The 17,222-nt window shown below is 69.5% G+C and carries 14 protein-coding genes; 4 read left to right on the top strand and 10 right to left on the bottom strand.

The genetic code is table 11. The annotated features are described in order from the left end of the window. Nucleotides 1-3: 3 nt before the first annotated feature. From ACAM52_RS23925 to ACAM52_RS23915, 3 genes are read right to left on the bottom strand one after another with little or no spacing between them, the layout of a single operon-like run. Nucleotides 4-1,701 (bottom strand): histidine kinase dimerization/phospho-acceptor domain-containing protein, encoded by a 1,698-nt coding sequence (locus ACAM52_RS23925; protein WP_354345679.1) that lies wholly within the window; start codon nt 1,699-1,701, stop codon nt 4-6. Beyond that, entirely contained in the window at nt 1,698-1,955 is a 258-nt protein-coding gene (locus ACAM52_RS23920; RefSeq protein WP_159273889.1) for a PP0621 family protein, read from the bottom strand. Before ACAM52_RS23920 ends, ACAM52_RS23925 begins: the two co-directional genes overlap by 4 nt. Beyond that, nucleotides 1,952-2,767 carry an inner membrane protein YpjD gene (locus ACAM52_RS23915; RefSeq protein WP_369644738.1) on the bottom strand — a complete coding sequence of 272 codons (816 nt, stop codon included), beginning with the start codon at nt 2,765-2,767 and terminating at the stop codon, nt 1,952-1,954. The genes ACAM52_RS23920 and ACAM52_RS23915 overlap by 4 nt, the downstream gene beginning before the upstream one ends. A 162-nt stretch (nt 2,768-2,929) precedes the next feature. Here ACAM52_RS23915 and ffh point away from each other — a divergent pair, with 162 nt between their 5' ends. Together ffh and ACAM52_RS23905 are read left to right on the top strand one after the other, a co-directional pair. Then, complete coding sequence (gene ffh / locus ACAM52_RS23910; protein ID WP_369644737.1) at nt 2,930-4,324, top strand: signal recognition particle protein; 1,395 nt, start codon at nt 2,930-2,932, stop codon at nt 4,322-4,324. Between the two features lie 48 nt (nt 4,325-4,372). After that, nucleotides 4,373-4,708, top strand: a complete 336-nt coding sequence (locus ACAM52_RS23905; protein WP_159278540.1) for an ankyrin repeat domain-containing protein — start codon at nt 4,373-4,375, stop codon at nt 4,706-4,708. A 90-nt stretch (nt 4,709-4,798) separates the two neighbouring features. On the opposite strand, the gene mdoH is transcribed toward ACAM52_RS23905, so the two are convergent. From mdoH to ACAM52_RS23870, 7 genes are all read right to left on the bottom strand, one after another. After that, nucleotides 4,799-6,817 (bottom strand): glucans biosynthesis glucosyltransferase MdoH, encoded by a 2,019-nt coding sequence (mdoH, locus tag ACAM52_RS23900; protein WP_159273892.1) that lies wholly within the window; start codon nt 6,815-6,817, stop codon nt 4,799-4,801. Nucleotides 6,818-6,825: 8 nt separating this feature from the next. Continuing rightward, nucleotides 6,826-7,026 carry a hypothetical protein gene (locus tag ACAM52_RS23895; RefSeq protein WP_082818265.1) on the bottom strand — a complete coding sequence of 67 codons (201 nt, stop codon included), beginning with the start codon at nt 7,024-7,026 and terminating at the stop codon, nt 6,826-6,828. A gap of 193 nt (nt 7,027-7,219) precedes the next feature. After that, entirely contained in the window at nt 7,220-8,608 is a 1,389-nt protein-coding gene (locus ACAM52_RS23890; protein WP_139703030.1) for a sigma 54-interacting transcriptional regulator, read from the bottom strand. Further along, on the bottom strand, nt 8,605-9,213 hold the full coding sequence (locus ACAM52_RS23885) for a hypothetical protein (RefSeq protein WP_240531305.1): 609 nt from the start codon (nt 9,211-9,213) through the stop codon (nt 8,605-8,607). Before ACAM52_RS23885 ends, ACAM52_RS23890 begins: the two co-directional genes overlap by 4 nt. A gap of 84 nt (nt 9,214-9,297) precedes the next feature. After that, on the bottom strand, nt 9,298-10,725 hold the full coding sequence (locus tag ACAM52_RS23880; protein ID WP_062477875.1) for a sensor histidine kinase KdpD: 1,428 nt from the start codon (nt 10,723-10,725) through the stop codon (nt 9,298-9,300). Continuing rightward, entirely contained in the window at nt 10,725-12,086 is a 1,362-nt protein-coding gene (gene miaB / locus ACAM52_RS23875; protein ID WP_159273894.1) for a tRNA (N6-isopentenyl adenosine(37)-C2)-methylthiotransferase MiaB, read from the bottom strand. The genes ACAM52_RS23880 and miaB overlap by 1 nt, the downstream gene beginning before the upstream one ends. A gap of 89 nt (nt 12,087-12,175) precedes the next feature. Further along, complete coding sequence (locus tag ACAM52_RS23870) at nt 12,176-12,634, bottom strand: hypothetical protein (protein WP_159273895.1); 459 nt, start codon at nt 12,632-12,634, stop codon at nt 12,176-12,178. 253 nt (nt 12,635-12,887) lie between these two features. Here ACAM52_RS23870 and ACAM52_RS23865 point away from each other — a divergent pair, with 253 nt between their 5' ends. Together ACAM52_RS23865 and ACAM52_RS23860 are read left to right on the top strand one after the other, a co-directional pair. Further along, nucleotides 12,888-14,033: an efflux RND transporter periplasmic adaptor subunit gene (locus ACAM52_RS23865; protein WP_369647773.1), complete on the top strand. Its 1,146-nt coding sequence runs from the start codon at nt 12,888-12,890 to the stop codon at nt 14,031-14,033. Beyond that, a complete protein-coding gene (locus tag ACAM52_RS23860) occupies nt 14,030-17,191 on the top strand; it encodes an efflux RND transporter permease subunit (protein ID WP_369644736.1) in 3,162 nt (1,053 codons plus the stop codon). Before ACAM52_RS23865 ends, ACAM52_RS23860 begins: the two co-directional genes overlap by 4 nt. The last annotated feature ends 31 nt before the right edge of the window (nt 17,192-17,222 follow it).

The following is a 17,222-nucleotide window of genomic DNA, read 5'->3' as shown; positions in this document are numbered from 1 at the left end:
CCGCTATTGTGTCAGCCGGTTTTCGCTCGGTGCGAAGCTGACGAAGAATTCATTGCCCTCGGGGCCGCCCGGCACCAGCGCGCGCCGTTCATAGCCGATGGTGGCGCCGTGGCGCCGGCACAGCTCGCGGCACAGGAACAGGCCCAGGCCGCTGGAGCGGCTCTCGGACGAGAAGAAGGGTTCGAACAGGTGGCGCTGCACCGCCGGCTCCAGCGGCGCGCCGTCGCTCCACACCAGCAACGCGGCGCGCTGCACGCCGGCGCGCTGCACCGTGGTGATGACCTGGATCGCGCCGTCGCGCTGGCTGGCGTAGCGCGCGGCGTTGTCCAGCAGGTTCACCAGCAGGCGGCGCAGGTGCTCGGCCTCGAAGCGCACCTCGCTGCCCTGCGCGTCGAGCGCCACGCGCACGCCCTTGCGCTGGGTCTGGCGTATCCATTCCTCGGCCAGGATCTGCGCCGCCGGGTCGAGCACCAGCTGTTCGCCCAGCGAGAGCACGCGCTGCTGGCGCGCGCGCGAGACGTCGAGCACGTCGTCCACGATGCGCGCCAGGCGCTGCGCGTTGTGCTGCACCATGTCGGTCAGCTTGCGGTGCGCGGGGTCGGTCAGGTCTTCGCTGAGCAGCGCGCTGGCCTGCGCGATGGCGGCCAGCGGGTTGCGGATTTCATGCGCCACCGCAGCCGACATGCGGCCCATCGCGGCGAGCTTTTCGGTGCGGATGCGGGCTTCGAGCTCGCGCAGGTCCTGCAGGAACATCACGCACAGGCTGTCGGCGCGCCGGTCGTCGGTGGGCGTGAGCCGGGTGCGCACGCGCACCTCGCGCGCCGCGCCGCGCGCCTGCGCCACCGGGATCTCTTCGGTCTGCGGCGCGCGGCGCGCGAAGGTCTGGCGCGCCAGCGCGGCCAGCGCATGCCAGGCCGGTTGGGTGTGCAGCGGGAACGGCAGTGGCAGCTGCGCCAGGCCCTGGCCGAGGATCGCGTCGGCCGCCGGGTTGGCTGCGTGCACCAGGCCGTCGGTGTCGATCACCAGCACGCCTTCGCTGAGGGTTTCGATCACCAGGTCGTTGACCTGCGCCTGCATCTGCGCATGGCTGCGGCTGCGCTGCGCCACCGCTTCTTCGCGCGCCAGCCGGCGCGCGAGTTCGTGCGCGAGCAGCGCCACCACGAACAGGCCGGTGCCGGTGAGGGCGGCCTGCACGAAGCGCGCCGAAGGATCGCCGGGTTGCTGCAGCCAGTGCCAGCCGGCGTCGGCCAGCAGCAGCAGCGTCACGGTGGCCGTGGTGCCCAGGCCCACGAGCAGCGTGCCGAGCACCGCGCTCATCAGCACGGGCAGCGCGAACAGCGGCGTGTAGTTGACGCTGCCGCCCTGCAGCACCTGCAGGGCGCTGAAGATGCCCAGGTCGACCCCGATGGTCAGCAGCCAGAGCGTCGAGAAGCCGCGGATCGGCGGTTCGAAGTGCGCATAGCGCATCTCCAGCCAGGCCAGGACGAGGTAGCCGCCCGACAGCACGATCGGCAGCGGCTGCACGGCCTGCCCGATGGCGAAGGCCACGCCCTGCAGCAGCACCAGCACCAGCGCCACGAAGCAGCGCGCCGCCATGAAGCCGCGCCACAGCCGCAGCAGCGCCGTGCTGTCGCCGGCGCCCAGGTCGAGCACGTCCCAGTCGGTGGCCGGCTCGCCGCGCGACCGGCGCAATGAACTCATGCGGCGGTGCCGGCCTGGCGGTGCGCGGCGCTGCAGAACACCGCGCCGTCCGGCCCGGGGAGTGCGTCGGCCGCGGGCAGGTGCAGCCCGCAATGGGCGCAGCGCACCATGGCCTGCGGCGGGCCGACGGCCGGCGTGCGCTGTTGCGCCTTCTTGGCGCGTTCTTGCTGAGCGTCGCGCATCTCTTCGCGCCGGTTCTTGCGCCAGAGCCAGATCGCGACCCACACCACCGCGAGGACGAGCAGGTACTTCATGCGGGCAGGCGCGTCAGCACGACTTCGAGCACGAAGCGCGAGCCCACGTAGGCCAGCAGCAGCAGCAGCGCCGCGCCCGCATACAGCACGCGCCGCGCGGTGCGCCCGCGCCAGCCGAAGCGGGCGCGTCCGGTCAGCAGGACCGCGAAGCTGAGCCAGGCGAGCATCGAGAAGATGGTCTTGTGGTCCCACTTCCAGGCGCGGCCGGCGGCGCCGTAGAGCTGTTCGCTGAACAGCAGGCCGGCCAGCAGCGTGGCCGACAGCAGCACGAAGCCCGCCGTCACGAAGCGGAAGGTGAGCCGTTCCAGCGTGAGCAGCGGCACGCCCGCCTGCGCATCGGCGCTGGCCAGGCGGATCTGCTTTTCGGCCCGCGTGATCAGCCAGGCGTGCACCACGGCAGCGCCGAACAGGCCATACGAGGCGATGCCCAGTGCGAGATGCAGCGGCAGCCAGGGCGAGGCGCTGACATGCAGCGGCGTGCCCGGGAACAGCAGCGCCAGCAGCACGGCCGCCGCGCCCAGCCAGGCCAGCGCGCGGCGTGCCTTCAGTTGCGGATACAGGCGGCTTTCGACCGCGTAGACCGTGAGCACCAGCCACGCCGTGACCGACAGCGCCGGCGCAAAACCGAAGCGAGGGTCGCCGCCGATCAGCCCGTGGCCGAGCACCGCAGCGTGCAGCAGCCATGCGATGCCGAGCGCCCATTGGGTGGTCTGGCGGCTGAGCCGCGCACCGGCGGCAGCGGCAAAACCGTAGGCTGCCGCGGTGGCGATGCCCAGCGCCACGCCGAGTGGGGAGGGGATCGCTAAAATCATCGGTGGAGTGTATAGGCTCGTCCCCCGGCTTCGCGCACGTCGCGTCGCTTCGCCCACCCCCTCCCGGGGACACCCCCCGCGAGAGAGCGGGCCCACATACCGCTTCCAGGTTTTCACGACTTTCCATCGGTCCGCTGCCGCGGACAACAAGGTATTTCCTTCATGGCCACCGCCCTCACCGAAAAGTTCTCCCGCCTCGTCAAGACGATGAGCGGCCAGGCGCGCATCACCGAAAGCAACGTGCAGGACATGCTGCGCGAGGTGCGCATGGCGCTGCTGGAGGCCGACGTGGCGCTGCCCGTGGTGCGCGACTTCGTCGCCCGCGTGAAGGAGAAGGCGCTGGGCCAGGAAGTGCTGGGCTCGCTCAAGCCGGGTCAGGCGCTGGTCGGCATCGTCAACCGCGAACTCGCCGCCACCATGGGCGAGGGCGTGTCCGACATCAACCTCGCGGCCCAGCCGCCGGCGGTGATCCTCATGGCCGGCCTGCAGGGCGCCGGCAAGACCACCACCACCGCCAAGCTGGCCAAGCACCTGATCGAGAAGCGCAAGAAGAAGGTGCTCACCGTGTCGGGCGACGTGTACCGCCCGGCCGCCATCGAGCAACTCAAGACTGTCACCAAGCAGGCCGGCGCCGAGTGGTTCCCGAGCACGCCCGACCAGAAGCCGCTGGACATCGCGCGCGCCGCGCTCGACCACGCCAAGCGCCACTACTTCGACGTGCTGCTGGTCGACACGGCCGGCCGCCTCGCGATCGACGAAGTGCTGATGACCGAAATCAAGCAGCTGCACGCCGAGCTCGATCCGGTCGAAACCCTGTTCGTGGTCGATGCCATGCAGGGCCAGGACGCGATCAACACCGCCAAGGCCTTCAAGGAAGCGCTGCCCCTCACCGGCATCATCCTGACCAAGACTGACGGCGATTCACGCGGCGGCGCGGCGCTGTCGGTGCGCCAGGTCACGGGCGTGCCGATCAAGTTCGCCGGTGTGAGCGAGAAGATCGACGGCCTCGAGGTGTTCGACGCCGAGCGCCATGCGGGCCGCATCCTGGGCATGGGCGACATCGTCGCGCTGGTCGAGCAGGTCACGGCCGGCGTCGACGTGGCGGCGGCGCAGAAGCTGGCCGCCAAGGTCAAGAGCGGCGCGGGCTTCGACCTGAACGACTTCCTCGGCCAGCTGCAGCAGATGAAGCAGATGGGCGGCCTCTCCAGCCTGATGGACAAGCTGCCCCAGCAGATGGCCGCCAAGGCCACCGAGGCCGACATGACGCGCGCCGAGCGCGACATCCGCCGCAAGGAAGGGATCATCCAGAGCATGACCCCGCTGGAGCGCCGCAAGCCCGAGCTGCTCAAGGCCACGCGCAAGCGCCGCATCGCGGCCGGTGCCGGCGTGCAGGTTCAGGAAGTGAACCGCCTGCTCAACGAGTTCGAGCAGATGCAGGGCATGATGAAGAAGATGAAGGGCGGCGGCCTGATGAAGATGATGAAGAAGATGGGCGGCATGAAGGGCATGGGCGGAATGCCCGGCATGGGCGGAGGCGGCGGCAAGCTGCCGTTCTGAGCCCGGCCGCTCGACGCATGCATATATAGAGAGGCGCGCAGCCCCGCCATGTCCGCAGGCGACTGGAAAGAGCTCTACCAGGGCGCACTGACCGGCGACCTCGACCTGGTGCGCTATCACATCGGTGCGGGCGTGAATCCGAACTACCAGCACCCCGAGATCCTGTGCACGCCGCTGGTGGCCAGCCTGGTCCAGGGGCACGGCGAGATCGCCAGCTACCTGCTGGACCACGGCGCCGATCCGAACCTGCTGTCTGAATTCGACGGGCTCACGCCGCTGCAGGCCGCCCGCAAGCACGGCCGCGAGGCGCTCGTCGCGGCGCTGGTGGCGCGCGGCGCCCGCGCACCCCGTCCGCCGTTCTGGCGTCGCTGGCTGCCCTTCTGACATATCGATGCGCATCGCGTACCGCCCAGCAAAAAGCCCGCCGAAGCGGGCTTTTTCTTTGGAGCGATCAGCCGCAGGGCTGAGATCGCATCAGGCCGTGGCCAGTGCCGCCGGGCGCGCCAGGCGCAGCGCATGCATCCAGGCGCGGCGCAGCACGGCGGGCGAGCGCGATTCCTCGGGAATCAGCAGGAAGCCGCGGTCGCGCAGCGTGGTGCCCAGCGCGATCTGGCTGGTCAGCACGGTCAGCGGAATCGCCAGCAGCAGCGGCAGGCCGACAGGCATGAGCCAGATCAGCGCGCTCGGGTCGATCATGGCGACGCCGACGGCCAGCATGGCGATCACCAGCGTCATGGGGGCCAACTGCGAGGCAGCGACCTTCCACGGCACGGCGTTGGCTTCACGCGGGGGCGACTTCCAGTCGAGCTTGATGCCGGTGAGGGCGACCAGCACGAACAGCGAGTGGGCCAGCATGCGCACCGGAGCCTGCACGATGGCCAGGCCGGCTTCGAGCACCGAGCTCTTCACCAGGCCCCACACACCGCCGTACTGGCGTTGCTCGCCGCGCATCAGCACGGCAGCGATGCCCAGCACGCGCGGCAGGAACAGCAGGCACAGGGTCCAGACCCACAGGCCGGCCAGTTCGGCGGGCAGCACGTTCCAGCTCGACACGAGGCTCGAGCCGCTCAGCCACAGGGCGGTGCCCAGCGTCAGGAAGGCGAGCCACAGCGGGGCCGAGACATACGCCATGGTGCCGGTCACGAACATCGCGCGGTGCACCGGGTGGATGCCGGGCTCGGCCATCAGGCGGGCGTTCTGCAGGTTGCCCTGGCACCAGCGGCGGTCGCGTTGCAGCTCGGCCAGCAGGTCCGGCGGTTGCTGTTCGTAGCTGCCGACCAGGTCGGACACCAGCCACACGTGGTAGCCGGCGCGGCGCATCAGCGCGGCTTCGACGAAGTCGTGCGACATGATGCCGCCCGACATGCCGCCGGTGCCCTTGATGGGGGCCAGCGCGCAGTGCTTCATGAAGGCTTCGACGCGGATGATCGCGTTGTGGCCCCAGTAGTGCGACTCGCCGAGCTGCCAGAACTGCATGCCCAGCGTGAACAGGCGACCCGTCACGCGCGAAGCGAACTGCTGGGCGCGGGCGTGCAGCGTGACGTGGCCGATGGCCTGCGTCGCGGTCTGGATGATGCCGGCGGTGGGGTTGGCTTCCATCAGCTTGACCATCGAGGCCAGGCAGTCGCCGCTCATCACGGAGTCGGCGTCGAGCACGACCATGTAGCGGTAGTCCTTGCCCCAGCGGCGGCAGAAGTCGGCCACGTTGCCGGCCTTGCGGTGCGTGCGGCGGGTGCGCAGGCGGTAGTACACCTCGACCTGCGGCTGGTTCGGGCTCTCAGCCAGGGCGGCGCGCAGGTCTTCCCAGGCGGCGCGCTCGGCGGCGGCGGTCTCGGGGTTGTAGCTGTCGGACAGCACGAACACGTCGAACTGCTTGGCGTGGCCCGTGGAGGCAACCGATTCGCAGGTGGCGCGCAGGCCGGCGAACACGGTGGCCACGTCCTCGTTGCAGATCGGCATGATGATCGCGGTGCGTGCCTCGGGGTTCATCGGGTGGTGGGCCACCTGTTTCGCCGAGAGGGCGTGCTTGTCACCGCGCACCGAAACATAGAAGCCCATGAGCGCGGTCACGAAGCCGGTCACGACCCAGCCCGAGAGCAGGCCGTACAGGCCGATCTGGCCGTATTCGAGCCAGACGTTGTCGTAGTCGGGTTGCACGCTGGCGAACAGCGACGACGCGATCACGGTGCTCAGCAGCGTGAGCAGCATGAAGGCGAGGCGGCGCTGGCCGGCGGCGCGTTCCCAAGCCTGCGGGGCCGGGGCGGCCTGCTTGGCGGCGGGGGCGCTGTCGGCGTTGCGGCCGGCGCCCAGGCGCACGAGCAGCGCGGTGCCGAGGCTGTTCCAGAAACCACGCCAGGGGCGCGGTGCCATGGAACCGCGGTTCAGCGGCGGTGCGGTGACGGCGTTGGGGTGGCGTTCCTCGCGCAGCGCGCTGCGGCGTGCGAAATCGGATTCGGCGAGGACGTTGAGGTGGGAGAAGTCGTTCGGCTTCATCGGTTCATTCACCAACGTTGCTTGTCGAGGGGGGTGTCGCCAATGGCCGGAAGGCGCTTGAAGACGCAATCCGTGGCGGCGCCGCCGACGCCGGAGAGCGCGGTCAGCGAATGGCCCGCGGCACGGGGCCGCGAGGAGGAAAACTGCTTTTGACGCAGGCCGTCGCGCTGCGGACGCAGAGCGAAAGATGGGCTGGTAAGTGCTGTCATGCCAGTACAGGGGCAAACCCTGTGCCAGCCTGGAAAAACGCTTTTAAATCAACGACTTGGAGCGACTCGGAACCGTTTTTCGTGGGGGAGAGGCCCGCCAGGCCCCCGAAACCCCTGTTTTTGTCGCCGAATCCCGACAAGCCGGGGAGGCCCTCGAGAAACAGCCTTTCAAATCAACGACTTAGGCCTGTCGCTACTCGGCGACAGGGTCGCCACCGGGAGCGACAACGTCGGCCTTGAAGTTGCCCGGCGTGAGCTCGTGCTTCTGCAGCAGGCGGTAGAACTCGGTGCGGTTGCGGTCGGCCAGGCGGGCCGCGTCGGCCACGTTGCCGTCGGTCAGCTTGAGCAGGCCGACGAGGTAATCGCGCTCGAAACGCTGCTTGGCCTCGGCATAGGTGAGCACCTCCACGCTGGGCACGCGCAGCGCGCGCTGCACCAGCGCCAGCGGGATCAGCGGCGAGCCCGACAGCGCGCAGACCTGCTCCACCACGTTGTAGAGCTGGCGCACGTTGCCCGGCCACGCGGCGGTGGTCAGCGCCTTCAGCGCCTCGGGCGCGAAGCCGGACAGCCGCTTGCCGTACTTGGTCGACAGCTTCTGCAGGAAGTGGTTGGCCAAAAGCGGAATGTCCTCGCGCCGCGCCGACAGCGGCGGCAGCGTGAGCGTCACCACGTTCAGGCGGTAATAGAGGTCTTCGCGGAACTGGCCGGCTTCCATCGCGGCGTCCAGGTCGCGGTGGGTGGCCGAGACGATGCGCACGTCGACCTCGATCGACTGGCTCGCGCCCAGCGGGCGCACCGCGCGCTCCTGCAGCACGCGCAGCAGCTTGACCTGCAGCGCGGGCGGCATGTCCCCGATTTCGTCGAGCAGCAGCGTGCCGCCGTCGGCCTGCTGGAACAGGCCCTTGTGGTTGGCGTGGGCGTCGGTGAAGGCGCCTTTCATGTGGCCGAACAGCTCGGATTCGAGCAGCGCCTCGGGAATGGCGCCGCAGTTGACCGCCACGAAGGGCTTGTCGGCGCGCGCGCTGGCCTTGTGGATGGCGCGCGCCAGCAGCTCCTTGCCGGCGCCGGAGTCGCCGCGCAGCAGCACGGAGGCGTCCGACTTGGCGACCATGCGCGCCTCGGCCAGCAGCTCGGCCATGCGGTTGCTGCGGCTCACGATTTCCGAGCGCCAGCTGTCGTCGCCGGTCTTGCTCGGCGTGGCCGCCGGAGCGCCGAGCGCCAGCGCCTGCGCGATCTTCTCGAGCAGTTCGCGCGCGTCGTAGGGCTTGGTGAGGTAGGTGAACACGCCGCGCGCCGTGGCCTCGACCGCGTCCGGAATGGTGCCGTGCGCGGTCAGCAGGATCACCGGCAGCGTCGGGTGGCGCTTGCGGATCTCGTCGAACAGCTGCAGGCCGTCGCGCCCGGGCAGGCGCACGTCGCTGAGCACCAGCTGCGGGTGCTCGATCTCGAGCTGCGTGAGCGCGGTCTCGGCCGAAGTGACGGCCGTGACCTGGTAGCCCGCCGACACCAGCCGCATCGAGAGCAGCCGCAGCATGTCCGGGTCGTCGTCGACCACGAGGAGGCGGGCACCAGCTGTACTCATGGGTTGGATCTGCTTCCGTTGGAGGGCGTGGGGGCCGGCGTGTTCGGCCGGGCGAAGCTGCGCTCGATGGCGCGCAGCGCCTCGATGCGCTCGTTGAGCTGGTCGATGCGGCGCTGGCTGTCGCGCAGCTGCTGCACCTGCTTGTCGCGGTCGTCCTCGACGCGGCGCTGCTCGACATAGCGCGCCGCCAGCGCCCGCGCGAGCGGATGCAGCGGCTGCGCCTCGGGCGCCGGGTTGGCGATCACGCGCTGCAGCAGGCCCAGCGCGCGCGCCAGGTCGGCCGGCACGCGGGTCTGTGCGAGCAGGATCGCCAGCTGCATCTGCGCGGCGGGCGTCTCGCCCTGTTCGCCGACGCGCGCAATTTCGGCGCTCAGGTCGGCGCCGCCCAGCGGGCGCACCTTGTCGGCATAGGCCAGCATGGTTGCGACGGGGCCTTGGGTGAGCTGCGTGAAGAGCGAGGCCGGCTGCGTGGCCGGCGCGCGGGGCTCGGCCTCGACCGGCACGACGCGCGGCGCGGCCACGGGCGGCGGCAGCGCGTCGGCTTCGGCCGGCGGCTTGGGCTGGGAGGCGCAGGCCGCCAGCAGCAGGGCGCATGGCACGGCCATGGCCCCGGCGAAGGTGGATCTGCGGACGAACGAAAGGAACATGGGTCGAAAAGGCGCGGGGCGGTGTGGGTGGGGTGTCCGGGGTCAGGTCGTGCGCGGCAGTTCGATGCGAAAGCGTGCACCGGGGCCGTCCGGCAGCAGGGCGATGCGGCCCCCATGGGCTGCAATGTACTCCTGCACGATGGAAAGTCCGATGCCGGTGCCTTTCACCGTGTGCTCTGGCTGGCGCTCGCCGCGGAAGAAGGGTTCGAAGATGCGGTCGCGGTCGCCCACGGCAATGCCGGGGCCGGCGTCGCACACGTCGATGTGCACCGCCTCGGGCGTGCCCGACACGGCCAGCGTGATCACGCCGCCCGCGGCCGAGAACCGGATCGCGTTCGACAGCAGGTTGGCGATGGCGGTGCCGAGCTTGGTGCGGTCGACCGTGAGGGCGATCGGCTCGCCCTCGGCGCGCACGCGCAGGCCGTGCGCCTGCCACTGCAGGCGCTGGGCCTCGATCTGCTCCTCGATCAGCGGCAGCAGCTCGGTGCGCTCGCGGCGCAGCTCGCGCGCCTCGAAGGCGGCGGCGTTGAAGCGCAGCAGCGCCTCGATCTGGTTCTGCAGCGACACGGTGTTCTGCTGCAGGATCTGCGCGACCTCGAGCTGGGCCGGGTTCAGCGGGCCGGTCACGCCGTCCTCGAGCAGCGACACGCCTTCGCGCAGCGCCGCCAGCGGCGTCTTCAGCTCGTGCGACACGTGGCGCAGAAAGCGCGCCTTGTCGGCGTCGAGCTCGGTCAGGCGCAAGCGCAGCCATTCGAGCTGCTGCGACACGCGCCGCACGTCGGCCGGGCCGCGGATGTCGATGGGTTCGTCGAGCCGGTTCTGGCCCAGGCCGACGATGGCGTTCTCGAGCCGCTTGAAGGGGCGCGCCAGCCAGATGCCGAAGGCCAGCGCCAGCGATACGGCCAGCACGCTGGCGGCGACCACTTCGCGCATCAGCCGGCGGCGCGCGTTCTCGATGCGCTTGGCCAGCGCGTCGTTCTGCGTTTCGATCAGGAACTGCGCCTGCTGGGCGATGTTGGTGTTCAGGGCGTCGAGTTCGCGGAACTGCATCGCCATCGTGCTCTCGCGCGCCAGGGCGCTGTCGGGGCTGCCGCCGAGCAGCCCTTCGATCACGCCGAGCTGGCTGCGCCACATGTCGATGCCGGCGGCCGGCAGGCCGTTGCGTTCCAGGCGCTCCAGCACCTGGTGGGCTTCGCGCGCCGCCTCGTCGAAGCGGCGGCGCAGCACGGCGTCGTTGAGCACCAGCGACTGGCGTCCCGCGCGTTCCATGGCCGCGCTGCGCTCGGCCAACGACTGCGAGGCACCCGACAGGCGCAGCGCGCGCGCGGCGGCGTCGCGGCTTTGCGTGACGAGCGCGTCGTACTGCAGCACCGAGCGCAGCGCCACGCCCACCAGCAGCGCAGTGATCAGCAGGAAGGCAAACAGCAGGAGCTGCTGGAACGAGCCCCGGACGGACGGTCGCTTCGCCATCAGTGGGCGAGCGCCGTGGCAGCAGCAGCCAGGGCCGATTCGCGCGTGACCACTTCGCCGCGCAGCGTGTAGGCCAGCGAGCGGGTGATGCGCAGGTCGGCCATCTGGCCCACGAGGCGGGCGTCGCCTTCGAAGTTGACGACGCGGTTGCAGGCGGTGCGGCCCATGAGTTCGTTCGCGTCCTTGCGCGAGGCGCCCTCGACCAGCACGCGCTGCGTGCTGCCCACCAGCGCATCGCCGAAGCGGCGCACGTTGCCGTCGATCACGCGCTGCAGCGTCTGCAGTCGCGCCAGCTTCACCTCGTGCGGCGTGTCGTCCTGCAGCGCGGCGGCGGGCGTGCCGGGGCGCGGGCTGAAGATGAAGCTGAAGCTGTTGTCGAACTGGCAGTCGTCGATGAGCTTCATCATCTTGTCGAAGTCGGCGTCGGTCTCGCCGGGGAAGCCGACGATGAAGTCGCTGGAAAGGGCCAGGTCGGGGCGGATGGCGCGCAGCTTGCGCACCGTGCTCTTGTATTCCATGGCCGTGTAGCCGCGCTTCATGGCCATGAGGATGCGGTCGCTGCCGTGCTGCACCGGCAGGTGCAAATGCGAGACGAGCTGCGGCACCTTGGCATAGGCCTCGATGAGCCGGGGCGTGAACTCGTTCGGGTGGCTCGTGGTGTAGCGGATGCGCTCGATGCCGGGGATCTCGGCCACGTACTCGATGAGCAGCGCGAAGTCGGCGATTTCGGCGGTGTCGCCCATCTTGCCGCGGTAGGCGTTCACGTTCTGGCCCAGCAGCGTGATCTCGCGCACGCCCTGGTCGGCCAGGCCGGCGATTTCCACCAGCACGTCGTCCAGGGGGCGGTTCACTTCCTCGCCGCGGGTGTAGGGCACCACGCAGTAGCTGCAGTACTTGGAGCAGCCTTCCATGATCGACACGAAGGCGGTCGCGCCTTCGACGCGCGCGGGCGGCAGGTGGTCGAACTTCTCGATCTCGGGGAAGCTGATGTCCACCTGCGGGCGGTCCAGGCGCTCGCGGTCGTTCAGCATCTCGGGCAGGCGGTGCAGCGTCTGCGGGCCGAACACGATGTCGACGTAGGGCGCGCGCGCGATGATGGCCTGACCTTCCTGGCTCGCCACGCAGCCGCCCACGCCGATCTTCACGCCCTTGGCCTTCAGGTGCTTCACGCGGCCGAGGTCGGAGAACACCTTCTCCTGTGCCTTCTCGCGCACCGAGCAGGTGTTGAACAGGATGAGGTCGGCCTCGTCCACGTTCTGCGTGGGCTCGTAGCCCTGCGCGGCGTGGAGCACGTCGGCCATCTTGTCCGAGTCGTACTCGTTCATCTGGCAGCCGAAGGTCTTGATGAATACTTTTTTCATGGGGAGCTCTCTGTGCCCTTCGCAAAGAGGAAGGGCTGCGAGGCGCGCGTGGCGCCCGCGGATTTTTGCTTGCTTGCGGCCCGGCCGCGTTACTGCGTGTTCAGCGTGTCGTTCGAGACGAACGGCCAGATGTTCAGGAACGGCTTGTTCAGCGATTCGCGGCTGGCCATGGCCTCGTCGGGCGTCAGGATCCAGACCTCGCGCAGCAGCCCGGCGGCGTCGCGCGTGTAGTTCACGAGGTACTTCTGGCCGATGATCGCGCCGGGCATCACCAGCATGTTCTGCGGGCTGCGGATGCGCGCGCCGGCGCCCAGGCGGTCGGCCCGGCCGTCGAGTTCGACGTCGGGGGCGCTGGTCACCATGAACTTGCCGCGCAGCGTGCCGATGGGGAAGTTGCGCCCGCCGTTGAGCGACTCGTTCTGGGTCTGCGGACGGGGCACCTCGTCCTGGGCGCTGGCCTGGAGGGAGAAAAGACCGGCGGCGCCGGCAAGGGCGGCGCAGATAGCGAGGGAAGTGAGCGTTTTCGTGGGTGTCTTGCAGCGGTTCATGGGGTATATCCAGAGGCTGTGGACCGGCGATTTTAGCGAGGGGGTGTTTTCCCTCATACCGGGTGCAGCGGGTGGTGCGGGGGCTTTGCGTCGGCCTGCTTTACATTTCTTTACGGCGCCCGTGAACACCGTGCGTCGGCCACTGCTCCAATAGCTGCTGTCAGCCCAAAGTGCACAAGAACCCATGAAGAAATCTGCCGCCTTCGCCCTCGCGGGCGTGTTGATCGTAGCCGTCGCAGTCGGCTGGTGGCGCATGTCGGGCGATCGGCCGGCCGCGAAAGACGCCAAGTCCGCGAACGCCGGGCCTCCCGCCGCGCTGGTCACGCTGGCCACGGCCGAGAAGCAGGACGTGCCGGTCACGGTGCAGGTCAACGGCAGCGTGGTCTCGCTCAACAGCGTCGACCTGCGTCCGCAGGTCACCAACACCGTGAGCGCGGTGCACGTCAAGGAAGGCCAGTTCGTGAAGGAAGGGCAATTGCTCTTCACGCTCGACGACCGCAACGACCAGGCCAACCTGGCGCGCGCCCGGGCCCAGCAGCAGAAGGACGAGGCCACCATGGCCGACCTGGAGCGCCAGTACAAGCGCAGCCAGGACCTTGTGGCGCAGAACTTCATTGCCAAGAGCGCGGCCGACGCCACGCTGTCGCAGCTCCAGGCGCAGCGCGCCGCCGTCGCGGCCGACCGCGCGGCCGTGCAGTCGGCGCAGGTGGCGCTGGGCTACGCCACGCTGCGCGCGCCCATCGCGGGGCGCATCGGCGCCGTCAACATCTACCCGGGTACGCTGGTGCAACCCACGCTGTCGCTGGTCACCATCACCCAGCTCGACCCCATCGCCGTGAGCTTCCCCGTGCCCGAAGGCAACCTGCAGGACCTGCTGGCCGCGGCGCGCACGCGCGCCAAGGTCGAGGCGCTGGTCACGGGCCGGCGCGAGCCGCTGTTCGGCACGCTCGACTTCGTCGACAACACGGTCGATCCGCAGATCGGCACCGTGCGCGCCAAGGCGGTGTTCGCCAACGCGGACCAGAGCCTGTGGCCCGGCCAGTTCGTCAACACGCGCATCACGGTGCGCATGTTCGACGGCGTCACGGTGGTGCCGGCTGCGGCGCTCATGATGCTGTCCGACGGTGCCACGCTGTACGTGGTCGATGCCGAGCGCAACGCGGCGCGCCGCCAGGTCAAGGTGCTGCACACCTTCGGCACCAAGGTGGCCGTGAGCGGCGTGACGCCCGGCGAGCAGGTCGTGATCGAAGGCAGCCAGAACGTGCGCCCGGGCGGCAAGGTGCGCATCGACGTGAAGGCACCGGCCGGGCCGGGCGGTGCACCCGCCAACGGCACCACGGGTGTCACGCCCGGCAGCGCCGCTTCGTCGGATGTTCAGCCGGCACGAGAACGCGCATGAACATTTCAGAGCTCTGCATCCGCCGTCCGGCGATGACGGTGCTGCTGTCGGCGGCCGTCGTGGTCATCGGCATCTTTGCGTACTTCAGCATCCCGGTCGCGGCGCTGCCGAGCTACAACACGCCGGTCATCAACGTCAACGCGCAGCTGCCGGGCGCCAGCCCCGACACCATGGCGAGTTCGGTCGCGCTGCCGCTCGAAAAGCAGTTCTCGACCATCCCCGGCCTGCAGACCATCAGCTCGGTGAACACCCAGGGCGTGAGCTCGCTCACGCTCGAATTCGTCAGCAGCCGCGACATCGACGCCGCCGCCGTCGACGTGCAGGCCGCGCTGCTGCGCGCCCAGCGCCAGCTGCCGCAAGAACTCACGCAGCTGCCTTCGTACCGCAAGGTGAACCCGGCCGACGCGCCGGTGCTGTTCATCGCGCTGATCTCGCCGTCGATGAACCCGTCGGAGCTCAACGACTACGCCGAGAACCTCATTTCGCCCACGCTCTCGACCATCGACGGCGTGGCGCAGGTGGGCGTGTACGGGCGCAAGGCCTTCGCGGTGCGCATCAAGGCCAACGCCGACCTGCTCAATGCGCGCAACATCACGCTCGACGAACTGGCCAAGGCCGTGAACTCGGCCAACGCCAACACGCCGGTCGGCACGCTCGACGGCCCGCGCCAGACGCTCACGATCCAGGCCAACCGCCAGCTCATGAAGGCGGCCGATTTCGCCAAGCTGATCATCGCGCAGCGCAACGGCGCGCCGGTGCGGCTGGACGAAGTGGCCACGCTCGAAGACAGCTTCGAGTCGGTCAAGACCGCCAGCAGCTTCAACGGGCAAGACTCGATTTCGCTGGCCGTGCAGCGCCAGCCCAACGCCAACACCGTGCAGGTGGTGGACGCGGTGCGCGCGCTCATCCCGCGCTTCAAGGCCGAGCTGCCGCAGTCGGTCGAGATCCAGATGGTCAACGACCGCTCGATCTCCATCCGCGAGGCGGTGCATGACGTGCAGCTCACGCTGCTGGGCACCATCGCGCTGGTGGTGCTGGTGATCTTCCTGTTCCTGCACCGGCTGGTGGCCACGCTGATTCCGGCGGCCACCATCCCGATCTCGCTGATCGGCGCCGTGGCGCTGCTGTATGCCTTCGGCTACAGCCTGGACAACGTCTCGCTGCTGGGCATCACGCTGGCGGTGGGCCTGGTGGTGGATGACGCCATCGTGGTGCTCGAGAACATCATGCGCTACGTCGAGAAGGGCATGGAGCCGATGGCCGCCGCGCTGCGCGGCGCGCGCGAGGTGGGCTTCACCATCGTGTCGATCTCGATCTCGCTGGTGGCCGTGTTCATCCCGATCTTCTTCATGCCGGGCGTGATCGGCCTCTTGTTCCACGAGTTCGCCGTGGTGGTGGCACTGGCCGTGCTGGTGTCGGCCGTGGTGTCGCTCACGCTCGTGCCCATGCTCGCGAGCCGGCTGCTCAAGCACGTGCCGCGCAAGGCCGGCGCGCTCGACCACGAGGAAGAGCACCCCGAGCCCGGCACGGCGATCGGCCGTGCCTTCGAGCGCGGCTACCGCGCGGTGCACGGCGGCTACATGCGCACGCTCGACTGGACGCTCGGGCACCGCGCGCTGATGCTGGTCATGGCGGGGCTGACCTTCGTGGTCACGGCCTGGCTCTTCGTCAGCATTCCCAAGGGCTTCTTCCCCGAGGAAGACATCGGCCAGATCCAGATCACCACCGAGGCGGCCGAAGACATTTCGTTCACCGCCATGAAGGCGCTGCAGGACCGCGTGGCCGCCGCGCTCAAGGCCGACCCGAGCGTGGACTACGTGAGCTCCTTCGTCGGCGTGGGCGGCCCGACCGCCACGCAGAACTCGGGCCGGCTGTTCGCGGTGCTCAAGCCGCGCAGCGAGCGCCCCAAGATGGCCAAGGTGCTCGAGTCGCTGCGCCAGCGCTTCCGCGAGATCCCGGGCATTGCCGTCTACATGCAGCCGGTGCAGAACCTGCGCCTGGGCGGGCGCCAGAGCAAGGCGCGCTTCCAGTACACGCTGCAGAGCGTGAACGCCGGCGAGATGGTGCCGTGGTCGACGAAGCTCATGGAGCGCATGCGCGCCGACCCCGACTTCCGCGACGTGACCAGCGACTCGCAGAACCGCGGCCTGCAGGCCACGCTGGAGATCGACCGCGACAAGGCCGGCGTGCTCGGCGTGGCCGTGGGCGACCTGCGCACCGCGCTGTACAACGCGTACGGCGACCGCCAGATCGGCAGCATCTACGGCGCCAGCAACACCTACCAGGTGATCCTGTCGGCGGCCGACAGCGACCGCCAGTTCGAGGAAGACGTGGCGCGCCTGTCGGTGCGCAGCACCACCGGCAAGCTGGTGCCGCTGTCGGCCTTCTCGACCGTCAAGCGCACCGTGGGGCCGACCTCGGTCAACCACCAGGGCCAGCTGCAGGCGGTGACGGTGTCGTTCAACCTCGGCCCCGACGTGCCGCTGGGCAACGCCACCGCGAAGATCGACCGCTTCAAGGACGAGCTGAAGATGCCGCAGTCGATCATCACGACCTACGGCGGCGACGCGGCGGTGTTCCAGAGTTCGCAGTCGAGCCAGGCCGTGCTGCTGGTGCTCGCGGTGCTGGTCATCTACGTGCTGCTGGGCGTGCTGTACGAGAGCTACATCCACCCCTTCACCATTCTGGCGGGCCTGCCTTCGGCGGCGGTGGGGGCGCTCATCTCGCTGAAGCTCTTCGGCTTCGACCTCACGCTGATCGCGACCATCGGCATCCTGCTCTTGATCGGCATCGTGAAGAAGAACGCGATCATGATGATCGACTTCGCCCTCGACGCGCAGCGCACCGAAGGCATGAAGCCGGTCGACGCGATCCGCGAAGCCTGCCGGCTGCGCTTCCGCCCGATCCTGATGACCACGCTGGCCGCGCTGATGGGCGCGCTACCGCTCGCGCTGGGCCTGGGCGCCGGCGCCGAGCTGCGCCAGCCACTGGGCGTGGCGGTGGTGGGCGGGCTGATCTTCTCGCAGGTGATCACGCTGTACATCACGCCCGCGATCTACCTGGCGCTCGACCGCTACAGCGGAAGCGGGCCGATGGTGGAGCTGCCGGGCGAGGCGAAGGCCGAGGCTGCGGCGGGGCACGCGGCCTCGCACGCCTGAGGGCGATTCAAATCACGCGCCTGACGGCGAT

This window comes from Variovorax sp. V118, from assembly GCF_041154445.1.
In the GTDB taxonomy this organism is placed as follows: domain Bacteria; phylum Pseudomonadota; class Gammaproteobacteria; order Burkholderiales; family Burkholderiaceae_C; genus Variovorax; species Variovorax boronicumulans.
The sequence above is the reverse complement of the archived record's forward strand: the minus strand, read 5'-3'. Positions and strand labels throughout refer to the sequence as shown.

Coding starts and splice junctions, on each gene's coding strand:
- ACAM52_RS23890 (WP_139703030.1), bottom strand. CDS start 8,608: ATGAGTACAGCTGGTGCCCGCCTCCTCGTGGTCGACGACGACCCGGAC.
- ACAM52_RS23925 (WP_354345679.1), bottom strand. CDS start 1,701: ATGAGTTCATTGCGCCGGTCGCGCGGCGAGCCGGCCACCGACTGGGAC.
- ACAM52_RS23860 (WP_369644736.1), top strand. CDS start 14,030: ATGAACATTTCAGAGCTCTGCATCCGCCGTCCGGCGATGACGGTGCTG.
- ACAM52_RS23920 (WP_159273889.1), bottom strand. CDS start 1,955: ATGAAGTACCTGCTCGTCCTCGCGGTGGTGTGGGTCGCGATCTGGCTC.
- ACAM52_RS23885 (WP_240531305.1), bottom strand. CDS start 9,213: ATGGCCGTGCCATGCGCCCTGCTGCTGGCGGCCTGCGCCTCCCAGCCC.
- ACAM52_RS23865 (WP_369647773.1), top strand. CDS start 12,888: ATGTCGGGCGATCGGCCGGCCGCGAAAGACGCCAAGTCCGCGAACGCC.
- ACAM52_RS23870 (WP_159273895.1), bottom strand. CDS start 12,634: ATGAACCGCTGCAAGACACCCACGAAAACGCTCACTTCCCTCGCTATC.
- ACAM52_RS23915 (WP_369644738.1), bottom strand. CDS start 2,767: ATGATTTTAGCGATCCCCTCCCCACTCGGCGTGGCGCTGGGCATCGCC.
- ACAM52_RS23880 (WP_062477875.1), bottom strand. CDS start 10,725: ATGGCGAAGCGACCGTCCGTCCGGGGCTCGTTCCAGCAGCTCCTGCTG.
- mdoH (WP_159273892.1), bottom strand. CDS start 6,817: ATGAAGCCGAACGACTTCTCCCACCTCAACGTCCTCGCCGAATCCGAT.
- ffh (WP_369644737.1), top strand. CDS start 2,930: ATGGCCACCGCCCTCACCGAAAAGTTCTCCCGCCTCGTCAAGACGATG.
- miaB (WP_159273894.1), bottom strand. CDS start 12,086: ATGAAAAAAGTATTCATCAAGACCTTCGGCTGCCAGATGAACGAGTAC.
- ACAM52_RS23895 (WP_082818265.1), bottom strand. CDS start 7,026: ATGACAGCACTTACCAGCCCATCTTTCGCTCTGCGTCCGCAGCGCGAC.
- ACAM52_RS23905 (WP_159278540.1), top strand. CDS start 4,373: ATGTCCGCAGGCGACTGGAAAGAGCTCTACCAGGGCGCACTGACCGGC.